Source organism: Isoptericola halotolerans (genome assembly GCF_013149785.1).
Lineage (GTDB): Bacteria > Actinomycetota > Actinomycetes > Actinomycetales > Cellulomonadaceae > Isoptericola > Isoptericola halotolerans.
On the sequence record NZ_JABEZU010000001.1, the window covers coordinates 174,116 to 196,218 of the forward strand.

Here is a 22,103-nt window from a genome sequence, read left to right on the forward strand (position 1 = left end):
CTGGCCGGGTCGTGGCCGGGCCCCGGGTCGGTGACGGACGGCCGCCACCCTGCCCCCGGAGAGCCCGCCGTCGTCGTGCGGACAGGCAGACCTGTGGAAATCTGAGACGGTGGTCGGCCGTGCCGCGTTGCGCCACGGGAGAACGACCGTGACAACGAGCCCAGGAAGGCGCATCCTCGACACTGATGAGCGACACCACCGTGCGGCCCGAGCCGCGTACCTACCCGCAGACCCCGACGGACGAGCCGGTCAGCGACGAGATCCTGGTGGTCCACCTCAAGCGCGGCCACGAGGTCCGCCGGGAGTACTTCCGGCCGCCCGAGCTGGAGGGCCACGAGGTCGGCGACGGCGTGCTCGCCGTGACGCTCGCGGCGGACGGCGACGCCCCGCGCCGGACCCGCCACTTCCCGCTGACGGAGATCGCCGAGTACGTCCTGGAGGCACCCAGCGCCGCGTACGAGCAGGCGTTCGACGCGTGGACCCGGTCGAAGTTCGGCGTCGACGCCGGCACCTACCGCTCGATGCGCGACACCTCCAAGGGGGTGACCATGGCGGAGAACATGCGCCGCCAGATCGCCGAGGGGCTCGGCGTCGACCCTGACGCGGTGCACTTCGGCGGGTCCTTCACCATCGACGACGACGAGGACTGGGAAGGCTCGCCCGACGACGAGTAGCGATGAGTTCGGGCGCGCCGCCCCGTCTACCCGGCATGACGACCAGCACCCGAACCCTGCCCGTGCCCGGCTCCGTCCTGACGTTCGACGTCCACGTCCCCCCGACCGACGGCGGGTGCCCGCCCCTGTTCGTGGTCGGCAACCCGATGGAGGCCGACGGCTTCTCCCAGCTCGTGGCCGAGGCGGGCGACCGGACCGTGGTCACCTACGACCCGCGCGGCACGGCCCGCTCCACGCTGGACGACGACGGCGGTGTGCGCGTCGAGGACCACGCCGACGACCTGCACGCGGTCGCCGGTGCGGTCGGCGCCGGACCGTACGACGTCCTCGGGTCCTCGGGGGGTGCGGTCACCGCGCTCGCCTGGGCGGCGGCCCACCCCGGTGACGTGCGGTGCCTCGTCGCGCACGAGCCGCCGCTGACCGCGCTGCTGGAGGACCGGGACGTCGCGGTGCGCGCCCAGGCCGACATCGTCGCGACGTACGAGTCGTCGGGGTTCGGCCCGGCGATGGCGAAGTTCCTCCGGCTGGTCTTCGCCACGGAGCCCCTCACGGAGGAGTTCCTGGCCCAGCCGGACCCCGACCCGGCACAGCTCGGCCTGCCGACCGAGGACGACGGCCGCCGCGACGACCTCATGCTCGGCAGGTCGCTGGCCACGATGCCGCTGTGGGAGCCGCCCGTGACCACGCTGCGGGCACTGCTGCACGACGGCGCCCTGCGGGTGCTGCCCGCCGTCGGCGCGTCGTCGCCGCCCGGCGCGCTCGCCAGCCGGGGTGCCGCCGCGCTGGCGCGGGCGCTCGGCACCCAGCCCGTGGTGTTCCCCGGCGACCACGGCGGCTTCGCGAGGACCGAGTGGAACCCGGACAACGACCCGGCGGCGTTCTGGGCGCGGCTGCGCGACGTGCTGGCCTGCTGAGACCCGCTCAGGTGTGGCTGAAGCCGCCGGACGCCGGTCGGCGCGGCGGGTCGGCGCGCAGGCGCTCCACCGCGGTGCGGACGTCCTCGAGCAACGACGCGGCGAGGTCCAGCGTGAACGCCTCGCGGACGACGATGCGCAGGACGGCCACCTTCTCGGCGTCGGCGGGCATCGTGTAGGCCGGGACCTGCCAGCCGGACCGGCGCAGCTCGTCCGAGAGGTGGAACACGGTGAACGGTCCGTCCGGGTCGCGCAGCCGGAACGCGACGACCGGGATGGCGGACCCGTCCGCCACGACGTCGAACGGGCCCATCGCGCCGAGCTGGGCCGACATGTGCATGGCGGTCTCGCGCAGCCGCTCCATGATCTTGGTGTACCCGTCGCGTCCCAGCCGGACGAAGTTGTAGTACTGGGCGATCACCTGGTTGCCGGGGCGGGAGAAGTTCAGCGTGAACGTCGGCATGTCGCCGCCGAGGTAGTTCACGTGGAAGACGAGGTCGTCGGGCAGGTCGTCGGCCCCGCGCCAGACCACGAACCCGACACCCGGGTACGTCAGGCCGTACTTGTGACCCGAGACGTTGATCGACCTCACCTGCGGCAGCCGGAAGTCCCACTCGAGGTCCGGGTAGAGGAACGGGGCCACGAACCCACCGCTCGCCGCGTCGACGTGCAGCGGGATGTCCGTGCCGTGCTCGGCGTTGTAGGCGACCACGCGGTCGTGGATCTCCGCGATCGGCTCGTACTCGCCGGTGTAGGTGGTCCCCAGGATCGGGACCACCCCGATGGTGTTCTCGTCCAGGCGGGCGACGACGTCGTCGGGGTCCACCACGAACCGGTCCTCGGTCACCGGGACGTAGCGTGGTTCGACGTCCCAGTAGCGGCAGAACTTCTCCCAGACCACCTGCACGTTCGACCCGAGCACGAGGTTCGGGCGCGTCCCGTCGAGGCCGGCCTCCTCGCGACGGCGACGCCATCGCCACTTCATGGCCAGACCGCCCAGCATGACGGCCTCGCTGGACCCGATCGTCGAGACGCCCACCGCGTCGCCCTGGGCCGGGGCATGGAAGAGGTCGGCGACGATGTTGACGCACCGGCGCTCGATCTCCGCGGTCTGCGGGTACTCGTCCTTGTCGATCATGTTCTTGTCGAACGTCTCGGCCATCAGCCGGTCGGCCTCCGGCTCCATCCACGTCGTCACGAACGTCGCCATGTTCAGGCGCGAGCTGCCGTCCAGCAGCAGCTCGTCGTGGATGAACCGGTAGACCGCCTCCGGGGTCGCCGACTCGTCCGGCAGGCGGTTCTTCGGCACCCGTCGCCGGCTGAAGCGGCCCGCGTAGGCCGGCTCGACGTACGCCTCGGAGGCGTCGTGCTCGTGGATCATCCTGGGCTCCGATCGGTGCGAAGGGTCCTGTGCACCTTGCACCCGCGCGGTGCCACCCGCGACCGGGGCCGGATGCGGGATCATGGGGAGCCCGCCGTCACGACTCCCTGGAGGTGGCCCGACGCATGACCGCGATCGTGGTCGTCGGCTCCGTCAACGCCGACCTCGTCACGCGCGTCCCCGCGCACCCTGCCCCCGGCGAGACCGTGCTCGCCGACGGCATGACCGTGCTGCCCGGCGGCAAGGGAGCCAACCAGGCGGTGGTCGCGGCCCGCCTCGGCGGCGACGTCGCGCTCGTCGGCGCCGTGGGCACCGACGCCTTCGCCGCCGCCGCGCTCCCCGGCCTGCGCCGCGCCGGGGTCGACCTGTCCGCCCTGGCCACCGTGCCGGGGCCCACGGGTGTCGCCCTCGTGTCCGTGGACGACGACGGCGAGAACGCGATCGTCGTCGTCCCCGGTGCGAACGGGTCGGTCGACGCCACCACCGTCGCCCGCCACACCGAGCTGGTGGCGGGAGCCGCCGTCGTCGTCGTCCAGGGCGAGATCCCCGTGGCCGGGACCGACACCGCCGCCCGCGCGGCGACCGGGCGGGTGCTGCTCAACCTGGCCCCCGTGGTCCCGGTCGGGCGCGGGACGCTGGCGCTCGCCGACCCGCTGGTCGTCAACGCCGGCGAGGCGTGGCGGCTGCTCACGGAGGCCGGGCGCCCGGTCCCGGAGGGCGAACCCTTCGCCGTGGTCACCGAGCTGCGCGACCTCGGACCCCGCTCGGTCGTGCTCACGCTCGGTGGGGCGGGCGCCGTGGCGTTGGACGACGACGGCGCACCGGTCGTCGTGCCGGCACCCGTGGTGCAGGCCGTGGACACCACGGGCGCCGGGGACGCGTTCGTCGGAGCGTTGGCCTGGCGGCTCGCCGAGGGCGACGCCCTGGTGGACGCCGTGCGGACCGCCGTCCGCGTCGGGGCGTTCTCCGTCACCGCGCACGGCGCGCAGCCGTCGTTCCCCACCGCGGGCGACGAGCTGCCCGTCTGAGCCTGGTGCTCGGTGACGGCACATCGGCGGGGACATCGGGGATACTGGCCGCATGGCCACGGCTGCGCACCCGGTCGAGCGGCTGCGGGCCCGGGTCGGCGACGCCCTGTTCCTCAAGGTCGCCGGTCCGGACGGGCACGCCGCTCGGGACCGCATCCACCTGACCCCCGGCCCGCGATGGTTCGCCCCGGGGAGCCCGATGCGGCGCGTCCACGCCGACGCGGCGACGTTCGTCGGTGGGCTGCGGGCCCTGCTGCTGCAGTCGCTGCACCCGCTCGCCATGGCGGGGGTCGCCGGGCACTCGGGATACCGCGGCGACCCGTGGGGGCGGCTGGCCAGGACGTCGACGTTCCTGGCCACGACGACGTTCGCCCCGGCCGCCGACGCCCAGGAGATCGTCGACCGTGTGCGCGCGGTGCACGAGCGGGTCCGGGGCCGCGCGCCGGACGGGCGGCCGTACCGTGCGAGCGACCCGCACCTGCTGACCTGGGTGCATGTCGCCGAGGCGGACTCGTTCCTCGCTGCCCACCAGCGCTACGGCGAGCGACGCCTCACGGCGTCGGAGGCCGACGAGTACGTGGCGCAGTCGGGCCGGGTCGCGCGAGCGCTCGGGGCCGTCGTCGTGCCGGAGACGGTGGCCGAGCTGCATGACGTGCTGGAGGGGTACCGCCCGGAGCTGACGGCCGGCGCGGAGGCGCTCGACACCGCCCGGTTCCTGCTGCGCGAGCCGCCGTTGCCGTGGCTGGTGCGACCTCCGTACCGGTTGCTCGCGGCCGGTGCGGTGTCGCTGCTGCCCGTCTGGGCGCGGGACGAGCTCCGCCTCGGCACCTGGTTCGACCGTGCGTGCGGGGGTCCGGCGGGAAGCGTGGCCGTGCGGGCGATCCGCTGGGGACTGGGCCCGGCGGACAGCCGCGACCGCCTGGGCGAGCAGACCTCCTGACCCGAGCCTGCCACCGGTCTCCACCTGCCGACGGAGCCGAGATCTCCTGCTCGCGACGGATCCGTGCCGGGGGCAACTACAGGCACGATGGTGCTTCCCGACGAAGGAGACTCCTGTGCGACGTCGCACCCGATCCGCCATCGCCCTCGCCACCGCCGCCCTCGTGGCCACCCCGCTGCTGTCGGCCCCGGCGCACGCCTCGACGGACGGCCCGTTGCCCGGGCCGTCGCGCGAGGCCCTCGTCGACGCGCTGTCCGTCGCCCGGCAGGACGCGCAGCCGCGCACGGACGCCACGGCGCCGGCCGCACCGGCGTGGGGCGCCGTCCTCGACGCCACGCTCGACGAGGTCGTGGCCGGCCCCGTGGTGGGTGTGACGGCCCGCCTCGAGACCCCGGACCTGACCTGGCGGGGGTCGGCCGGGGCGCGGGAGCACGAGCGTGCGGCCCCGGCCCGCCCGCAGGACCGGTTCCGGGCGTCCAGCATCACCAAGCCGATGATCGCGACGCTCGTGCTGCAGGAGGTCGAGGCCGGCACCTGGTCCCTGGACACCACGGTCGACGAGGTGCTGCCCGGTCTGCTCGAGGTCGACGTGACCATCGAGCAGCTGCTGTCCCACCGTTCGGGTCTGCCCGAGCACCTGGGTGCGCTCCTCCAGAGCCGCCTGACCGACCCCGACGACTTCGACGAGCAGTGGCAGGCCGTGGGACAGGTGTACCCGGTGGCCGATCACCTCGCGGTGATCCGGGCCCTGGCGCGGGAGTTCGAGCCCGGGGCAGACTTCCACTACTCGAACGCCGGCTACGTCGTGCTGCGCCTCCTGCTGGAGGAGGTCACCGGCGAGGAGGTCGACGACCTGCTGGAGAAGCGGGTCTTCAAGCCCGCCGGCATGCGCCACACCGACTACCCGCAGAAGCCGGGGGCTCGGGGCCCCTACCTCGCGGGCGCGGCCTACACCGGCGAGCTCGGCGCCGGCACGTACTCGTTGCCCCACTTCCACCCGAGCTTCTTCGACGCGGCCGGTGCCGTGACGACCACCACGGCCGACCTGCACGCGTTCACCGAGGCGCTGCTCGGCGGCGAGCTGCTCGCCCCGGCCACCGTCGCGGACATGATCGACCCGCGCTCGGACGACTTCTACGGCCTGGGGATCTACCGGCTGCCGGACCCGTGCGTCCCGGGCGAGCACCTCTACGGGCACGACGGCGCCGGGATCGGGTCGCTGTCGATGGTGCTGGCGTCGCTCGACGGCGAGCGCCGGTTCTCCTACGGGCTGACGGGCCGGGACTACACGGTCCCGCCGGGCCAGATGCAGGACGGTGCCGCCGCGGTGCTGAACACCCTGGCGGCCGCGACCTGCTGACGGTCTGCCGCGGGTGACGCCCGCGCGACGCAGGGCCGCGCCGTCCACCTCCCGTTCACGCAGGTGTCGGGTGATCGTCACCGGCGAGCCGCGTCGACGCCATGCGGTGCCACGAGGATCGGGGGACCTCGGGCCCGGGAGACAGAGGGCCCGAGGTCCGCCGACGTCGTGGGGGAGGGGCCGTGGTCACCGTCCGGGTCGAGAAGCGCAAGCCCTGCGGGCGCGTGCGCCGCACGTGGTCGGCGCAGACGCTCGGTGCCGACGTGTGGGGCGACTGGTTCTCGGTGCCGGACGACGGCGGCGTCCTGCTCCTGCCCGTCGCCGACCCGTGGGTCGCCTGGTTCCGCACCGACGGCTCCGTCCGGGTGGACATCGCCACGACCGTGGTGGCCGCTTCCCCTGTGTGCTCGTTCGTGGACCTGGACGTCGACGTCGAGCGGGATGCCGACGGCACGGTGCGGCTGCTCGACGCCGACGACCTGCTGGAACGCGGTCCGTCCTACCCGCGGGCGTGGGTGGAGCTGGCGTGGGAGGCATGGCGTGAGGTCGGGCAGGAGGTCATGTCCCGTGCCGAGCCGTTCGGGACGGCGTCGGTCGCCTGGCTGGGCACGTCTCAGTCGTCGTCGCGGGTGATGTCGCCGGACTGCGGGTCGACGCGGTAGTCCACGTCGTCGCCCTGCTCGTCCACCGTCACGGACCAGTACCAGCGACCGTCGTCCTCGTCGATCTCGGCGTCGTCGAAGGTGCCGTCGGACTGCGCCATGACCTGCTCCACGGCGTCCGCGAGCATGATCGCGGCGGCGTCGAGGGCGCTCCGGTCGTCGCTGTCGAGGTCGTCGTCCTCGGTGCCCACCACGGCGCCGACGGCGTCGACCTCGACCTCGACCGTCCGGTCCTCGACCGCCACGTCGACCTCCCAGGTGGCGTCGTCGTCGGCGTCGTCGATGGCGTACGCGGTGCCGCCCGCGTGCTCCTCCGCCACGGTGATCGCGAGCAGCGCGGCGGCGGTGGCGTCACCCGACTCGGCCCCGCCGTCCGTGTCGTCCGTGTCGTCCATGGGGTCGCTGGTCTCGGTGCCGTCCTCGCCGGTGCCGTCCTCGCCGGCGGCGTCGTCGTCGGGAGCGCTCGACTGCCCGGGGCTGCCGGCCAGGAACTCGTCGTCGCCCGGGGTGGCAGGGTTGTCGTCCCCGCCGCCGCAGGCCGTGAGGGCCAGCGCGAGCGTCAGGGTGAGGGCCGGTGCTGCCGTGCGGCGCATGAGGTTGCTCATGTCTCGATCCTGCGTCGATCACCTTGTTCTCGCATGAGCCCACGATGAGAGGTCCCTCATCCAGGTCCGCCCTTGCGCTTGACGCGACGTCAACCTCTAGCGTCGTGGACATGACCCGTTCCATCCAGGACGTCGCCCGCCTCGCCGGTGTCTCGAGCCGCACCCTGCGTCACTACGACCAGATCGGTCTCCTGCCGCCGTCGAGCACGGGAGCCGGTGGGCTGCGCCACTACGACGACGGAGCGATCCGCCGTCTGCAGCGCATCCTGCTGCTGCGCGAGGTCGGCCTCCCGCTGACCGAGATCGCCGACGTCCTGGACGCCCAGACCGATGAGGCCGCGGCCCTGCGGGGCCACCTCGACGTGCTGCGGGACGAGCGCGGCCGGATCGACCGGCAGATCGCCTCGGTGGAACGGACACTGACCGCACTGGAGAAGAGGAGGCCGATCATGGCCGAGGAGATGCTCGACGGGTTCGACCACACGCAGTACCAGGAGGAGGTGACCGCTCGCTGGGGCGCCGACGCCTACGCGGCGTCGGACGCCTGGTGGCGAGGGCTCGGCGCCGAGGGGCAGGCCGAGTGGAAGGCGCGTCTCGACGCGCTGAACGCCGACTGGGTCGACGCCGCCGGACGGGACGTCGACCCGACGTCCCACGAGGCGCAGGAGCTCGCCGCGCGCCACGTCCAGTGGCTGGGCTCGGTCCCGGGCACGCCCCGGGCCGACGACGGGGGCCCGCTGCGGGACTACGTCGTCGGGCTCGCCGAGATGTACGTCGCCGACCCGCGGTTCGCCGCGAACTACGGCGGCGGGGACGGCGCGGCGTTCGTCCGCGACGCGCTGCTCGCCTTCGCCGAGCGGGAGCTGTAGGCGTCGACCACCTGGTGGCCGCTGTGCTGCTGGAACGCCTCGACGAGGCGGTCCGGGTCCGCGACCTGGTCGAGCCGGATCACCACGGGTGACCCGTGCCGCTCGTGCTGCTCCCGCGCCGCGGCCTCGGCGTCGCCGGAGTACATCCGGCGCACCGAGGTCGTCGCCCGTGCGGCGACCTCGCGCGGGTCGCGCAGCCGGACCACGAGGAGCCGGGCACCGTCCTGCTGGTCGAGGCGCAGCCCCAGGACCTCGGCCCAGCGCACCCGGCCGACGTCGACGGCGGAGGTGCGTTCCCGGAACCCGGACGCGTCGACCACCGCGGCCGGGCCAGGCCCCAGCCGGTGGTGCGGCATGGCCTCCCGTCCGTGGGTCAGCCATCCCACGCCGACGACCAGCAGGCACAGGAACGCGACCAACCAGTCTCCTGTGACGCTGCCCGTCACGAGGCTGTCGAGGTCGGCGATCACGGCGGTCAGCAGGACGGCCAGCACGAGGGAAGCCGCGACCGGCAGCGTCCACCCGACGACGGCGAGCGCCGTCCGCCGGACCGTGTGGTGCCACGGTCGGGCGGCGTGCAGGGTCTCGCCCGCACCACTGTCCGCCGTGGTCGCGCGGACCCCGAACCGGCCGAACGCCTCGACGAGCTCCTCTGCCGAGACCGCGAGGCGGGTCAGGTCGAGGAGCAGCGGCGTGCCGTGCTGCGCGATGCGGGAACGGGCCTCGGCCGCTTCGCGCTCGCCGCGCTGCGGGACGACCAGCCGCTGCGGGTCCTTGACGTGCACGGCCAGCCGCGGGCCGTCGTCGTGCACGACCTGGACCGAGGTGATCTGCTTCCAGCGCACCAGCTCGGTCTTGCCCCCGGGGCCGGGCCGGTGGTGGAGGCCGGTGCGGTCCAGCACGAGCGGGGTGTCGCGGGCGACGGCGCGCAGCAGGAGTCTGCGGACCACCAGCACGACGGCGCCGAGCACGAGCACGAGGGGGCCGGCCGCGAGCGCGAGGGTCAACGCCCACACCTCGTAGCGCCAGTAGGTGAAGGGCGTGCTGGTGCTGGCCGCGTAGTCGGCCCAGTCGCCTCGCAGGCCCCACGACCAGGTCGCGACGCTCGTCGCGACGACGAGGAGCGCGGGCAGCAGGAACGTCGGGACCACCCAGGGGGCGAGCGAGCGGCCCGCAGCTCGGCCGGTACGCCAGCCCACCGTGATCGCTTCGTCGTCGGACGTCGTCGGTGCACTCATCCCCCCATCATCGCCGCCCGGCCGCGGACGGCGGGCGGTGCGCGGCGTGTGAGACTGGCCGGGTGAGCGAGAACTGGGCCCAGCAGCGCACCGAGGCGGCTCGGGAGCACGCCGCTCGGCTGGCCGCCCGGCAGGACGCCGAGCACCGTCGCGCCGAGGCGATGCTCGCCGACTTCGTCCGGGCCGCGCGGACCGCCGGTCTCGAGCCCGAGCCGCTCCAGGTCAAGGGGTACGGCGGCCGGGGGACGGCCCGCACGTCGCTGCGCGGCTGGTACCTCCGGACCGACCGGACGGCAGCGGTGTCGACGGACGGTGACTTCTACGTGCTCACCGCTCCGCTGAGCCTGCTCGACCGGCTGCGTGGCGTGCGCCCGGAGCCGAAACGGCCCCCGCTCGTGCTCGGCGCGGGGGGCAAGGACGGGGACTCCATCGACCTCGACGTCGCCCTGGGGCGGTTGATGCCCGGGTGGGACGGGTCGCCCCGGTAGCACCAGGGCCTCACGCGAACGGCACCACGACGGTGACGGTGAGGATGCCGGGAAGGATCAGCAGGACCAGCAGGGGGAGCTGCATGAGTCCGGCGAGCAGGACGCGCGACGACGCCGTCACGGCGGTACGGGCGGTCCTTCGTCGCACGTCAGTGCGGGGCCGCCCCAGGCGTCGGCCACCACGGCGCCGAGCCCGGGCGTCGCCAGGTACCCGGTCCAGGTGCCGTCGACACCCTGGACCGCTGCGGCGTGACGCCACGGTGCGGGGTTCTCGACGTGCACGGCCCGCACCTGCCGCTCCCCGGGCAGCGGGAAGGTCGTGGGCGTCAGGTCGTGCAGCGCGAGGAGGTCCCGCGGGTCGCGCACGTCCACCCACCCTGCGGCGGCGGGCCAGGTGAGCGGGACCGCCAGCATCTCGCGCACGGCGCGCAGCGCCAGCGGGGACCCCACCGTGCACAGCAGCGGGACCTGCCACCGCTCGTCCGCGGAGCGCAGCACCTCGTAGGCGACGACCGCGCCGAGCGAGTGTGCGACGACGACGGCGGGCTCGTCGGTCGGGAGCGCCGCGGCCACGCCCTCGTCGATCGCCGCCCGCACCGCGGGCACGTGCAGGTAGGCGTGGACGTCGCGGGCGAGCAGCAGCACGACGGCGCCGCTGAGGCCGGGCACGAACCGGTCGACCGCGGCCAGCGCCGCGGCCAGGGCGCGGACGAGCGCGTCGGTCAGGTCCGAGGGGACGACGTCCGTCCGCTCCTCGGTGGAGGGGGCGGTGGCGGCGGTGGCGTCGGGCGGCACCCCGGCTCCGGCGAGCACCTCCCGCGCGAGCCGCAGGGCGAGGCCGAGCGCGCCGTCGGGCACGTCGGTGAGACGGTACCTCTCCACGGGCGGCGGCCCCGGCTCGTCGACGACCCCGTCGACGCCGCCGACCAGGGCGCCGAGGGTGTCGGCGTAGAAGACGAGGGTGGCGTCGTCGCCGGTCACCCGCACCGGTGAGCCGGCCGCACGGAACCCCTGGTCGAGGGCGGCCAGCCAGGCGGACTTGAGGGACGCGGCGTCCTGGCCCGCGGTGTCGCGGCCGTGCAGGAGCACCAGGCGGGTCACGAGGCCACCAGTCCGGCCACCTCGTCGGCGCACCCCCAGCTCAGGGTCACGCCGGCGCCGCCGTGGCCGTAGCAGTGCACCACGTGCCCCTCCCGTCCGACCCGCACCGTCGGCCGCGCCGGACGCAGCCCGACGGCGTGTCGCAGCACGCGTGCGTCCCGCACCGCGGGCACGAGCCGGGCGGCGCGCTCCAGGATGTCCGCGGCCGTGGCCGGCGACGCGTCGCGTCCCCACGCGCCGTCGTCGTCCGTGCCGCCCACCACCACCTCGCCCCGGCGGGGGACCACGTACGTCGGGCCGCTGGCGTCCAGCCACCAGCGGTCCAGGCCCCACTGCTCCAGCACGACGACCTGGCCGCGCACGGGACGCACGGTGTCGTCGCCGATCAGCTCCCGGGCGCCGAGGCCGGTGGTGTTGACGACGGTCCCGCCGTCGGGCAGGGCGTCGAGCGTGGCCACCGTGCGCCGCGTGAGGGTGCCGCCCAGCGCCGCCACCCGGTCGGCGAGCCAGCCGAGGTAGTGGGGCATGTCGACCACCGGTGCGGTGAAGGTCCAGCCCGCGGTGTACGACGGCGACACGTCGGCCGTGCGTGCCAGGTGCGGCACCGCGTCGCGCCACCACGGGTCGGGCGGGTTCTCGGCGAAGACCTCGGTGCCGGGCCGCATCCGCACGCCCGACTCGGGCCGCGACGCGGCGAGGCCGGCGAAGGCCTCGAAGGACCGGGCCGACCACGCGGTGACCCGGTCCTGGGGGAGGGCGAGGTACGGGTACCAGAGGGCCGCGGCGACCGTCGACGTGGTCTCCTGCGGCAGGTCCCGGGCGAGGACCTCGACGCGGTGCCCGGCCTCCAGCAGCCGGAGCGCGCACGTCAGACCCATCACACCGGCACCGACGACGATCACGTCCACGTCCCGGATTCTGGCACGGTCGGCGACAGCGATCACCGTCTCGGCTCTGCCACGAAGCGCGCCGTGGCCTCCGAGGAGGCGAACCCTCCGTCCGGCTCGTAGGTCGCGGTCACCACGTGCTCGCCGGTGCGCGTGACCGGCCGCAGGCGCACCTCTGCCTGGCCGTCGCGCAGGTCCACCGTGCGGGTCTGCGGGCGATGGTCCTTCTCGTGCACGACCGTGATGGTCACCGAGCCGCTCGGCTCCGCGTCGGAGGCCTTGACCGTCACACGCACCTCCGGCCGCTCCCCACGCTTGACGGTCTTCGGCACGGTGACGTGCGTCGAGGTCTCGACGAGCGAGCCCGCGGCCACGAGCGCCGCGATCGGCGTGCGGTGCACCCCGCCCTGGTCCGTCCCCGCGTACAGCCATCGCCCGTCGGCGGCCAGGGAGCGCACCGACATCGCGGAGAGACCGGCCGAGGCCGGGGCCCAGGTGGCTCCTTCGTCGAGGGAGACGAACACGCCTGCGCCGTTCGCGGCGAGGCCGTGCGGGCGCCAGCCGCCGGCACCGGCGACGAGCAGCTCCGTCCCCGCCGCGGGACCGTCCGGCACGGTGGCGGCCTCGATCGACGTGACGGCGGCTGCCTCGAGGCCCTCGCCCTCCGTGAACGACTTCCCGCCGTCCGTGCTGACGCGGGCGCCGGGCTGCTCTCCCACGACGACGTGACGCCCCTCTGGACCGACCCGCACCGAGAGCGCGTAGTCCTCGGTCAGTCGCGTGATCGTCCTCCCGAGGTCGTCGGAGCGGTAGAGCCCCGACGACGTCGCCAGCCACAGGCGATCCTTCCGCACCGGGTCCACGGCGATGTCCTGGATGCGCACCTCGTGCGCGTAGCTCGTCCAGGTGGTGAAGCCGTCGGTCGACACCATGAGGCCGGTGTCGACCTGGGAGGTGTACCCGACGGCGACCGTGCGCTCGGCATGCGGGCTGAGTGCCAGTGCTGTCGGCGCCCAGCCGCCGGTCGGGCCGATCTCGCGCAGCCCGGCATCGCCCTCGTCGGCACCTCCGACGACGAGGCGCGCCTGCCCCTGCGCCGTCGAACCGGCCGCCCACACGTCCCGGTCGCCGAGCGGCGACTGGGCCACCTCGGTGAGTCCGCGTCCGATGATCCCCTCCGCGCCGATGGAGCCCCAGTCGTGGTCGCCGGGATCGATCTCGGCGAGGGAGCGCTCGTGCAGCCCTTCGGCATCCACGACGCGCAGCAACGGCTCCCCCTCGGCGTCGACGCCGACATCGACACCGTGGACGTCGGTCCCGGAGACCCCGATCTTCGTCCACTCGTCCCCGTCCGTGGTCGCGTAGAACCCGGCCTGCTCCATCGCCATCACGATCTCGCCCGAGGGGCGCCCCGGCCAGTGGTCGACGTCGACGGGGAGGGGGCCGAGGACTGGTAGGTCGTGCGTCCGCCACGTCGAGCCGTTGTCGTCGGAGGTGCTGTAGGACGACAGGCCGGCGATGTAGACCGTGCCGTCGGCGATCTCCATGGCGGTGGTGTGGCCCTGACCGACGTCTCCGCTCTCGGCCCAGGTCAGGCCGCCGTCGGTCGAAGCCAGGACGATGCCGTCGCCGCGGACCATCATGGCGGAGGAACCGTCGGCGACGAGTCCTGCCGGGTACTCGTTCCACAGCTCCGGTGCGTAGGTCTGGACGACCTCGCGCCCCCCTGAGCGTGCATCGGCGATCCGGTAGACGCCGTCGTCCGTCGCGATCAGGAACGCGTCACCGGCGAAGGCGACGCCCGCGGGCTGACCCGTCCACGAGGACGCGACGTGCCGCCAGTCCTGCCCGCCGTCCTGGCTCAGGCGAAGACCGTCGCTGCTGAGGGCCGCGAGCGCGTCTCCGTCGGCGACGAGGTCCTGGATCGCGACGTCGGGGAACGGCAGCACGGTCCACGTCGCACCCGCGTCGGGCGTGTGCACGAGGCGCCCCTGGTAGCTGGGGTCGAGCACGATCGCGCCCGCCGAGCCGTTGAGCGCCAGGAAGAACCCGCCGGGGACCTGAGTGTCGGCTGCGGGGATGGCCACCCCGTCCGCGACGGGCACGCTGCGCACCCGGTCCCAGGTGACGCCGTAGTCCTTCGTGACGAACGGGTGCGCGCCGATCGAGGCGACCGCGAGTCCCGTCCCTGGCGCCGTGGGCGACGTGGCCAGCTCTCGGCCCGTCCCGGAGAGGCCCACGTGCTCCCACGCCCCCGGCTGCTCGGCGCCCTCGGCCTGCACGCTGCCGGTTCCTGTCACCGTCCGCCCGGCGATCGTCGCCCGGGCGTCGATCGTATGGACGCCCGCCTCGTCCAACGGAAGCTCTCCCCGGTACCAGCCCGGGTTCGCGCCGATGGCGGTCAGCGCCGTGGTGTACCGCTCTCCCGAGGGTGCCGTGGCATGCACGGTCGGGGTCGACTCGGGAGCCATCGGTGCGTGCACGAACACCGAGGTCTCCCCGGTGGCGATCGTCGGGGAGGTCTGCACCTGCAGCGGGCGCACGTACGACGCGTACGGAACACGCACGGTGGACCCGTCGGACACGGTGCCGACGACGACGCCGGAGGTCTCGGCATCGACGGCACCCACCGTGGGGGTGACGGTCAGCTCGACCGACGCGTCCCTGCCTGCCGGGATCCGCACGCTCCGTGCGGACAGGGAGACCTCACCCGCGCTGTGCGCGGAAGCCTCCACGGCGAGCTTCACCCGCACGGCCTGCGAACCCGCGTTGTGCAGCACGATCGTGCGGGTCCGCGCCGGGTCGGAGCCCATGTCGGCCAGTCCCAGCGACACCGCGTCCGGCGACGCCGTGACCTTCTGTCCGACCGCGGCGGCGACGTCGAGGGTTCCCGCTCCCTGCACGGAGGGCGAGGCGTCGCGGTCACGAGAGCCCAGCTCTCGAGCACTCCCGATCAGGGCGGAACGCAGCCGCGGACCGCTCTGTCGCGGGTGCGCCTGCACGAGGAGGGCGGCCGCCCCTGCCACGTGCGGTGCGGCCATCGACGTGCCCGACATCCGGTACTGGTCGCCCTCGACGCCGAACGATGCCGGGATGCTCGACATGATCTCGAAGCCCGGTGCGACGATCTCCGGCTTGAGGGTCGTCGCGTCGCTCGGGCCTCGCGAGCTGAACGACGCGATCTCGTCCGTGCGGTCCGTCGAGCCGACCTTCCCCGTGGCCCGACCGGCGAGCACCTGCTCCTTGACCGTCTGGTACTGCGCGGAGGAGATGCTCATCATGACCAGGCTCGCGCGGCGCAGGTCGTACCCGTCGGCTCGCAGGATCCGGACCGGACCGGGCATCGGCCCGTCGACGGGGTCGGAGCGAGGGTCGGTCGGGCTCGGCTCGTACAGCAGCGCACCGACGGCGCCGTGCTTCTCGGCGAGCTCGGCCTGCACCAGGTGCCAGTCCTGCACCTGCTCCAGCGAGGAGGCGTTCCGGCTCTCCATGACGACGATCGCACCGCGGACGTCCCCCGCCTGTGCGTAGTCCTCGTCGCTGAGGCCCTGGCCGACGTCGACCAGACGCGCGGTGAGATCCCGCTGGGGAGGGTTCGCCGACAGCGGGAAGCGCTCGACGTCCAGCGGGACGTGCTTCGACGCGGCCTCGCCCTGCACGTCCTTCGGGGCGTCCTTGCCCTTCGGCCGGACCAGGCTCAGCGTCGGGTCGATCACACCGGTGATACCGGCGCCGACGGCGAGCACGCCCTCCGCCGCCGCCGGTGAGCTGACGCTCTGGTCGCCCGGTCCGCTGTTGCCCGCCGCGGCCACGACCACGACGCCCTGCTGGGCGGCGGCCGTCGATGCTCGGCCGATGGGGTCCGTGCCGTCCCCGGCGGTGCCCAGGCTCATGTTGACGACGTCGGCGGGGTGGTCCCCGAGGGGGTCCGTCGCGGCCTCCAGCGCGAGGAGCAGGCCTGCGGTGGTGCCGCCGCCTCTCGCGTCCAGCGCCTTCCATGCGGTCAGCGTCACCTCCGGAGCCATCCCGGTGAGGTGCGACCCGCCTGCGCCGACGATCCCGGCGACGTGCGTGCCGTGCGAGTGATCGTCCATCGGGTCCGCGTCGTCGTTGACGAAGTCGTACCCGTCGACGACGCGATGGCCCGGGCCGAACCCGCCGCCGAGGTCGGGCAGCGTGTAGTCGATGCCGGTGTCGATGACGGCGACCGTCGCACCGCTGCCCTTCACCGGGAGGCCGGCGCCGTCGGTGCGTTCCCACACCCGCGGCGCGTTCGTGCTCGGGATGCTCGTCTCACCGAGAAGCTGCACGGGTGCCTCCTCGGTGACACGTGCCACACCGGGCGTCGCGCGCAGGCCCTCGAGATCTGCGACGTCCACGGTCGTGACCAGGGCGTCGAGAAGACCGGTGACCGACGTCGACTCGGCGAGCGTGATGCCCGCGCCGTCGAGCCGCGCGAGGACAGCCTCCTGCGCGTCCGCGACGGCTGTGACGGCGTCCTCGTAGTCGGAGGCGAACGCGCTCCGCGCGCCCGGCTCCGACGCACGTGCGGTGGCCATGTCCTCGGGCCCGATCAGCTCACCTGCGCTGGGGCCGTCGAACTCGATGATGACGCGGACGTCGTCACCCTCGTCGTCGGCGGCGGCGGCCGGGGGGACGATCATGGCGGTCGCGACGAACGCGCCGGTCAGGAGTGCGACCGCGCGTCGCAGAGGAGGCTGAAGGTGCATGGGGAGGTGTCTATCCGCCGGATTCTGGCGCCGCAACGCCCCAGAGCGCCGATACCGGCCACTGGCCGACACCGGCCACGAACGTTTACACGGCCGTCATCGGAGACCCGGTCCCGACGCGGGGGACGCCGTCAGATCCAGCCCCGCCGGGAGGCCTGCACGCCCGCCTGGAACCTGCTGCTCGCTCCCAGCCGCCGGAGGAGGTCGGAGGTGCGGCGCCGCAGGGTGCGGTCGGCGATGCCGAGCTCTCGCGCGATGGTCTCGTCCTTCGCTCCCGAGGCGAGCAGGGCGAGGAACACGAGGTCGTCGCGGGTCGGACCGCGACGGGGTGGCGCGGCGTCGTCGAGATCGTCGGACGTCGCCGGGATCTCGACGGCCTCGTCCCACACGGCCTCGAAGGCGGTGCACAGCACGTCGACGAGCGCGCGGTCCTCGATCACCAGGGCCGTCGGACGCCGGGGGTCGAGCGTGGGGCTGACCAGGGCGATACGGCGGTCGGCGATGGCGAGCTTGGTGGGCACGGTCCGGGCGATGCGGGCGCGCTCGCCCTGGGCCATGGCGTGCCGCATCTCGGTCCAGGCGCCGGGCCGTTCGAGTGCTTCGGTGGCATAGACGACGCGCCACACGACGCCGCGCGCCAGCACGTGAGGCTCCACAGGGTTCTCCTCGGCCAACACGTAGGGAGGGCGGTCGAACTGAAGGAACTCGCCGGTCACCTCGTGCTGGAGGCGCGTGTACCAGGCCCCGACGGGCGCCGCCCCCTGCACCACACGCACCTTCGCCGTCGGCACCGGAGCGCTCTCGGCCTGCTCGTACACCTCGGCGAGCTGGGGGATCGCCGAACGGACCCTGTCCAGGCGCGACGCCGTCCGGTCTGCCAGCGTCCGCACTGCCGTCCGCGGGTCGACCGCGGTGTACTGGTCTCCCGTCCGCGACCGACTGACCAGGCCCGCGGCACGCAGACGTTCGAGCGTCAGCAGGCTGTCCTCGCCCCCATGAGCGAGGTCGTTCGCGACATCGACGGGCCGGACCGTCCCCTTCGACAGCACGTAGCGGTAGGCGAGCTGCGCCGTCGTGTCGAGCCCCACGACGTCGAAGGCCGAGTCGAGCTGAGGCACGTCAGGATCCAGCACGGAGCAGACCTCCACGTCGAGCAGTCACGAGGCATCGCGAACAGTACTCTGACGATCTGCCGCGCGATGAGCCGTGAGTTCGCCGGGGCGGTCACCACGTTCCGGCCGAGTTGACCGTGTGGTCGGCACACACCCTTGGATCGGGTCGAGCACCACTGCCGAACGGAGCGCCACCATGACTGTTCCCGCACCCGAGACTGCTGAGCGGCCCGTGAAGCGCCGGCGCAGGTGGCCGTGGATCCTCGGCGGTGCCACGGCGTTCCTCGCGATCGCTGCCGTCGTCCTCACGCTCGTGTTCCAGTTCGGGCTGCCCTGGTGGAAGGGCGAGGGTGATCATCACCACGTCCACGTGTCCGCGGACGGCGCCCGCCAGCACTACCAGGTCCACCTCCCCCCGCAGCACGACGGGTCCACGGCGCTGCCGGTGATGATGGCGGTGCACGGCTGCGGCATGACCGGGTTCGGCTGGAACTCGATGAAGGCGTCGACGCAGTTCAACACCCTCGCAGACCGGGAGGGGTTCATCGTCGTCTACCCCACCCAGCGCCCCTTCCAGAGCAGCATCAACTGCTGGAACTCCGCGGACCCGCAGAACCAGGTCCGCGGAGCGGGCGAGCCGGCGCTCCTGGCCGGCGTGGCACGCGAGGTCGTCGAGAACTACGGTGCCGACGCTGATCGTGTCCATGTCGCGGGCGCCTCCTCGGGCGCCGGCACCGCGGTGATCCTCGGCGCGACCTACCCGGACGTCTTCGCGACCGTCACCTCGGTCGCCGGGGGCGAGTACGGCCTGAACCAGGTCGACCCGGACGACCCGGACGCCACGCCGCCGACCGCCACCGCACGTCAGGCGTGGGAGCAGATGGGCGACCGCGCGCGGCCGGTTCCCCTGTTGATCGTGCAGGGCGGTCAGGACGAGGTCGTGCCGCCGGTCGTCGGGGAGAGGCTGGTGGAGCACTGGAGCGCGGTGCTCGACCTCGTCGACGACGGGTCGCTCAACGACAGCCTGGGTCTCGTCGCCGAGACCGTCGTGCACGAGCCGACAGGCCAGCGGTACGGCTACGAGCAGACGACGTTCCGGACGCCCGCGGGCGCGACCCTCATCGAGTACGTCTTCGCGGCCGAGCTGGCGCACGCCTGGTCGAACCCCCAGAGCGAGGGGATCTTCACGGACGTCGCGGGCCCGGACGCCTCGGAGATCGCCTGGGCGTTCGCACAGCTCCACGACGCTGCGGCCGCGTCGGGCACCGGTGCGGGACCTGCAGGCTGACGCCGACGGCCGTCGAGAGGGCGTGCCTCCTCAGAACGCCCAGACGAGCGGTACGTACAGCACCGCGAAGGCGATGAAGACGAGGGCGAGCGGCAGGCCGAGGCGCCAGTAGTCCCCGAACCGGTACCCGCCCGGCTGCAGCACCATGAGGTTGACGGGTGTCGCGATCGGGGTGAGGAAGGACGCGGCGCCCACCACGGCGAGCGCCATCATGAACGGCTGCACGCTGACCTCGAGCGTCTGGGCGAAGGTCACCGCGATCGGCGCCATCACGAGCACCGTCGCGACGTTCGAGATGAACTGACCGAGGACGACCGCGAGCACGCACACCACGAGGAGCGCGAGGTGCGGGGAACCGCTGCCCGTGAGGCGCAGGACGACGGCGGCGATGGCGTCGGCCGCACCGGAGGACACGAACGCCGCCGACAGCGGGATGAGTGCACCGATGAGGACGACGGTGTTCCACGAGATCGCGCGGAACCCCTGAGGCACCGTGATCACTCCCAGGACGACGAGCGCCGCGGCCGCGAGCAGCCCCGTGATCACCGGGGGCACGGCGCCGGTCGCCAGCAGCACGATGGCGACGACCAGTACCGCGAGGCAGCGTCGCCAGCCTCGTCCCAGCGGCACGCCCCGCTGCAGGGTCTGCGACGGTTCGACGGCGATGACGTCGGGCGACTGCGTGTAGCGGTGCAGCGCGTGCCACGGGCCGCGCACCAGGACGGCATCACCGGGCAGCAGGCTGAGTGCGCCCGACGGCGTGGTCGCACCAGGATCGGTCGACGGGCTGCCACGGCGGAGGGCGACCACCACGAGGTTCTCGTCCCGCGTGGTCATGCCGGGGCACACTGTGCGCCCGATCAGCGTCGAGCGCGGGGCGACGAGGACCTCGACGACCCCTTCCGCGCCGTTGAACAGCCGCCCCGCGTCGAGGTCGGCCGCATAGCTCTCCTGCCAGGACCGGACTCGTTCGCGGGGGTCGGCCGCGGTGTCCGCGAGACGTTCGGGCGCACGGTCGGGCAGCAGGCGGTCGCCGAGCGTCACCACGAGGAGCGTCGTGACCAGGACGATCGGGAGACCCACCAGGGCGAACTCGAAGTAGCCGAACTCGCGGCCGCCGGCGCCGGCGGCGACGTCCGAGACGATGATGTTCACCGGTGTGCCGGTCAGGGTCAGCAGCGATCCGGCGCTCGCGGCGAAAGCCAACGGGATGAGCATGCGTGAGGGGACGATCCCTGCCCGGGCGGCTGCGACGACGACGACGGGAAGGAGCGCCGCGACCGCACCGTTGATGCTGATCACCGCCGAGAGCGCTGCGGCCGCGCCCATCACCGCCGTGAGCAGGCCGGCGCGGCCCAGCGACGAGCGGCGCTCGAGCTGTTTCCCGATCCACGCGGTGATCCCGGTGGCGTCGAGCGCGTCGCTGAGGACGAAGAGCGACGCGATGAACAGGACGATCGGGTCGCTGAAGCCGTCCAGGGCTTCACCGAGCGTGAGCACTCCCGTCGCCCACAGGGCGACGGGCACGAACAGGGCGACCACCACGAGGGGCACCCGGTTGGTCACGAAACCCACCACCGCCAGTGACAGGATCACGAACGTCGCGACCATCGGATCGATCATGGGCACTCCTTCGGAGGGTCGTGCGACGGTGGCCGGGCGTTCACGGGTGGACGGCGGTCGGACGGAGATGTCTGCTCAGCGCGCGGACGGCGTCGCGGCCTGCGCGGTTCGCCCCGATGGTGGACTGCGACGGGCCGATCCCGACGAGGTGTACCCGGGGCTCGGCGGCGACCTGCGTGCCGCGCATCGCGATCCCACCGCGATCGTTGCGCAGATCCAGCGGGTCGATGTGCCCCAGGGCCGCCCGGAACCCGGTCGCCCAGAGGATCGTGTCGACGGGGGTGAGCGTACCGTCCGCCTCGCGGACTCCCCGGGGCTCGATCCTGGTGAACATCGGCCGTCGGACGAGGGCGCCACGCTCCTTCGCGGCGAGCGCGTAGGGAGTCCAGATGAGGTGCGTGTAGGAGACGACGCTGCGCGAGGGGTTCCCGGCCTCGGCGTCGGCGGTGACCCGGGCGATCACGTCGCGCCCTTCGACCTCCGGCGTGAAGTCACCGTCGCGGAAGACCGGTTCTCGTCGCGTGTACCAGAACACCTCGGCGCCGCGGGAGATCTCCTCGAGCTGCTGGACCGCCGAGATCCCGCCGCCGACGATCGCGACCCGCTGCCCGGCGAGCTCTTCCGCCGTGGTGTAGTCACGGGTGTGGAGCTGGCGTCCGGCGAACGACTCCTGACCGGGGACGACGGGGACGAGCGGGTTCGTCCAGGTCCCCGTGGCGTTGATGACCGCTCGAGCCGCCCAGGTGCCGCTGTCCGAGTCGACCAGGAGGTCGCCCTCGGGGTCGTCGTCGGCGCGTGCCACCGAGGCGACGACGGTGGGTCGCACGATCGGCAGCTGCATCCGGTCCTCGAACGCCGCGAAGTAGGCGGGGACCGCCTGCCGCGCGGGTGCCTCCGCGTCGGCAGGCGGTCGGCGGAACCCCGGCAGGTCGAAGATGCCGTTGACCGTCGCCATCGTGAGCGAGTCCCACCGGTGCAGCCAGGCCCCGCCGGGCCTGTCCTCGGCGTCGAGCACCACGAAGCTGCGCTCGGCCGAGGGATCGGTGAGCGCGCTGGAGAACCCACGTCGGGTCAGGTGGTACGCGGCCGAGAGCCCCGCCTGTCCCGCGCCGATCACGACGACGGTCGCGCGACGGACGGGGCTCTGTTCGGCGGACGGGCTCTTCTCGAGACCGTCGATGTCGAGACGCATGCGGATGACCT

At 73.5% G+C, this 22,103-nt stretch carries 18 protein-coding genes; 9 read left to right on the forward strand and 9 right to left on the reverse strand.

Annotated elements, in window-relative coordinates; genetic code table 11:
- Positions 1 to 185 precede the first annotated feature (185 nt).
- Together HDG69_RS00895 and HDG69_RS00900 are read left to right on the forward strand one after the other, a co-directional pair.
- The gene (locus tag HDG69_RS00895; RefSeq protein ID WP_171781905.1) at positions 186 to 674 is read left to right on the forward strand and encodes a hypothetical protein; all 489 of its coding nucleotides are present in this window, start codon (positions 186 to 188) and stop codon (positions 672 to 674) included.
- 35 nt (positions 675 to 709) lie between these two features.
- Positions 710 to 1,588: an alpha/beta fold hydrolase gene (locus HDG69_RS00900; protein ID WP_171781906.1), complete on the forward strand. Its 879-nt coding sequence runs from the start codon at positions 710 to 712 to the stop codon at positions 1,586 to 1,588.
- 7 nt (positions 1,589 to 1,595) lie between these two features.
- On the opposite strand, the gene gad is transcribed toward HDG69_RS00900, so the two are convergent.
- Positions 1,596 to 2,969 (reverse strand): glutamate decarboxylase, encoded by a 1,374-nt coding sequence (gene gad, locus HDG69_RS00905; RefSeq protein ID WP_171781907.1) that lies wholly within the window; start codon positions 2,967 to 2,969, stop codon positions 1,596 to 1,598.
- A 125-nt stretch (positions 2,970 to 3,094) separates the two neighbouring features.
- Between gad and HDG69_RS00910 the strand changes: the two genes are divergently transcribed.
- From HDG69_RS00910 to HDG69_RS00925, 4 genes are all read left to right on the forward strand, one after another.
- Positions 3,095 to 3,997 (forward strand): ribokinase, encoded by a 903-nt coding sequence (locus HDG69_RS00910; protein ID WP_171781908.1) that lies wholly within the window; start codon positions 3,095 to 3,097, stop codon positions 3,995 to 3,997.
- 52 nt (positions 3,998 to 4,049) lie between these two features.
- Positions 4,050 to 4,937: an oxygenase MpaB family protein gene (locus HDG69_RS00915; protein WP_171781909.1), complete on the forward strand. Its 888-nt coding sequence runs from the start codon at positions 4,050 to 4,052 to the stop codon at positions 4,935 to 4,937.
- 115 nt (positions 4,938 to 5,052) lie between these two features.
- Positions 5,053 to 6,297 (forward strand): serine hydrolase, encoded by a 1,245-nt coding sequence (locus HDG69_RS00920; RefSeq protein WP_171781910.1) that lies wholly within the window; start codon positions 5,053 to 5,055, stop codon positions 6,295 to 6,297.
- A gap of 182 nt (positions 6,298 to 6,479) precedes the next feature.
- Positions 6,480 to 6,959 (forward strand): ribonuclease FAU-1 family protein, encoded by a 480-nt coding sequence (locus tag HDG69_RS00925; protein WP_171781911.1) that lies wholly within the window; start codon positions 6,480 to 6,482, stop codon positions 6,957 to 6,959.
- On the opposite strand, the gene HDG69_RS00930 is transcribed toward HDG69_RS00925, so the two are convergent.
- On the reverse strand, positions 6,911 to 7,564 hold the full coding sequence (locus tag HDG69_RS00930) for a PepSY domain-containing protein (RefSeq protein ID WP_171781912.1): 654 nt from the start codon (positions 7,562 to 7,564) through the stop codon (positions 6,911 to 6,913). The two genes, HDG69_RS00925 and HDG69_RS00930, sit on opposite strands and share 49 nt — an antisense overlap.
- Positions 7,565 to 7,674: 110 nt before the next feature.
- On the opposite strand from HDG69_RS00930, the gene HDG69_RS00935 reads away from it, so the two are divergent.
- Entirely contained in the window at positions 7,675 to 8,433 is a 759-nt protein-coding gene (locus tag HDG69_RS00935; protein ID WP_171781913.1) for a MerR family transcriptional regulator, read from the forward strand.
- Here the strand turns inward: HDG69_RS00935 and HDG69_RS00940 are convergent.
- Positions 8,364 to 9,671, reverse strand: a complete 1,308-nt coding sequence (locus tag HDG69_RS00940) for a hypothetical protein (protein WP_171781914.1) — start codon at positions 9,669 to 9,671, stop codon at positions 8,364 to 8,366. The genes HDG69_RS00935 and HDG69_RS00940 overlap by 70 nt on opposite strands.
- A 62-nt stretch (positions 9,672 to 9,733) precedes the next feature.
- On the opposite strand from HDG69_RS00940, the gene HDG69_RS00945 reads away from it, so the two are divergent.
- Positions 9,734 to 10,159 (forward strand): hypothetical protein, encoded by a 426-nt coding sequence (locus HDG69_RS00945; RefSeq protein WP_171781915.1) that lies wholly within the window; start codon positions 9,734 to 9,736, stop codon positions 10,157 to 10,159.
- A 117-nt stretch (positions 10,160 to 10,276) separates the two neighbouring features.
- Here the strand turns inward: HDG69_RS00945 and HDG69_RS00950 are convergent, their stop codons facing one another.
- The 4 genes from HDG69_RS00950 to HDG69_RS00965 form a co-directional block, all read right to left on the reverse strand.
- The gene (locus HDG69_RS00950) at positions 10,277 to 11,260 is read right to left on the reverse strand and encodes a hypothetical protein (protein ID WP_171781916.1); all 984 of its coding nucleotides are present in this window, start codon (positions 11,258 to 11,260) and stop codon (positions 10,277 to 10,279) included.
- Complete coding sequence (locus HDG69_RS00955; protein WP_171781917.1) at positions 11,257 to 12,168, reverse strand: FAD-dependent oxidoreductase; 912 nt, start codon at positions 12,166 to 12,168, stop codon at positions 11,257 to 11,259. The genes HDG69_RS00950 and HDG69_RS00955 overlap by 4 nt, the downstream gene beginning before the upstream one ends.
- 32 nt (positions 12,169 to 12,200) lie before the next feature.
- Positions 12,201 to 16,877: a S8 family serine peptidase gene (locus HDG69_RS00960; protein ID WP_171781918.1), complete on the reverse strand. Its 4,677-nt coding sequence runs from the start codon at positions 16,875 to 16,877 to the stop codon at positions 12,201 to 12,203.
- A 131-nt stretch (positions 16,878 to 17,008) separates the two neighbouring features.
- Positions 17,009 to 18,010, reverse strand: a complete 1,002-nt coding sequence (locus HDG69_RS00965; RefSeq protein ID WP_171781919.1) for a LuxR C-terminal-related transcriptional regulator — start codon at positions 18,008 to 18,010, stop codon at positions 17,009 to 17,011.
- A 175-nt stretch (positions 18,011 to 18,185) separates the two neighbouring features.
- Here HDG69_RS00965 and HDG69_RS00970 point away from each other — a divergent pair, with 175 nt between their 5' ends.
- On the forward strand, positions 18,186 to 19,277 hold the full coding sequence (locus HDG69_RS00970; protein ID WP_171781920.1) for an extracellular catalytic domain type 1 short-chain-length polyhydroxyalkanoate depolymerase: 1,092 nt from the start codon (positions 18,186 to 18,188) through the stop codon (positions 19,275 to 19,277).
- 30 nt (positions 19,278 to 19,307) lie between these two features.
- Here the strand turns inward: HDG69_RS00970 and HDG69_RS00975 are convergent, their stop codons facing one another.
- Together HDG69_RS00975 and HDG69_RS00980 are read right to left on the reverse strand one after the other, a co-directional pair.
- Entirely contained in the window at positions 19,308 to 20,900 is a 1,593-nt protein-coding gene (locus tag HDG69_RS00975; protein WP_216645128.1) for an SLC13 family permease, read from the reverse strand.
- Positions 20,901 to 20,940: 40 nt separating this feature from the next.
- On the reverse strand, positions 20,941 to 22,092 hold the full coding sequence (locus tag HDG69_RS00980) for an NAD(P)-binding domain-containing protein (RefSeq protein ID WP_171781921.1): 1,152 nt from the start codon (positions 22,090 to 22,092) through the stop codon (positions 20,941 to 20,943).
- Positions 22,093 to 22,103 lie beyond the last annotated feature (11 nt).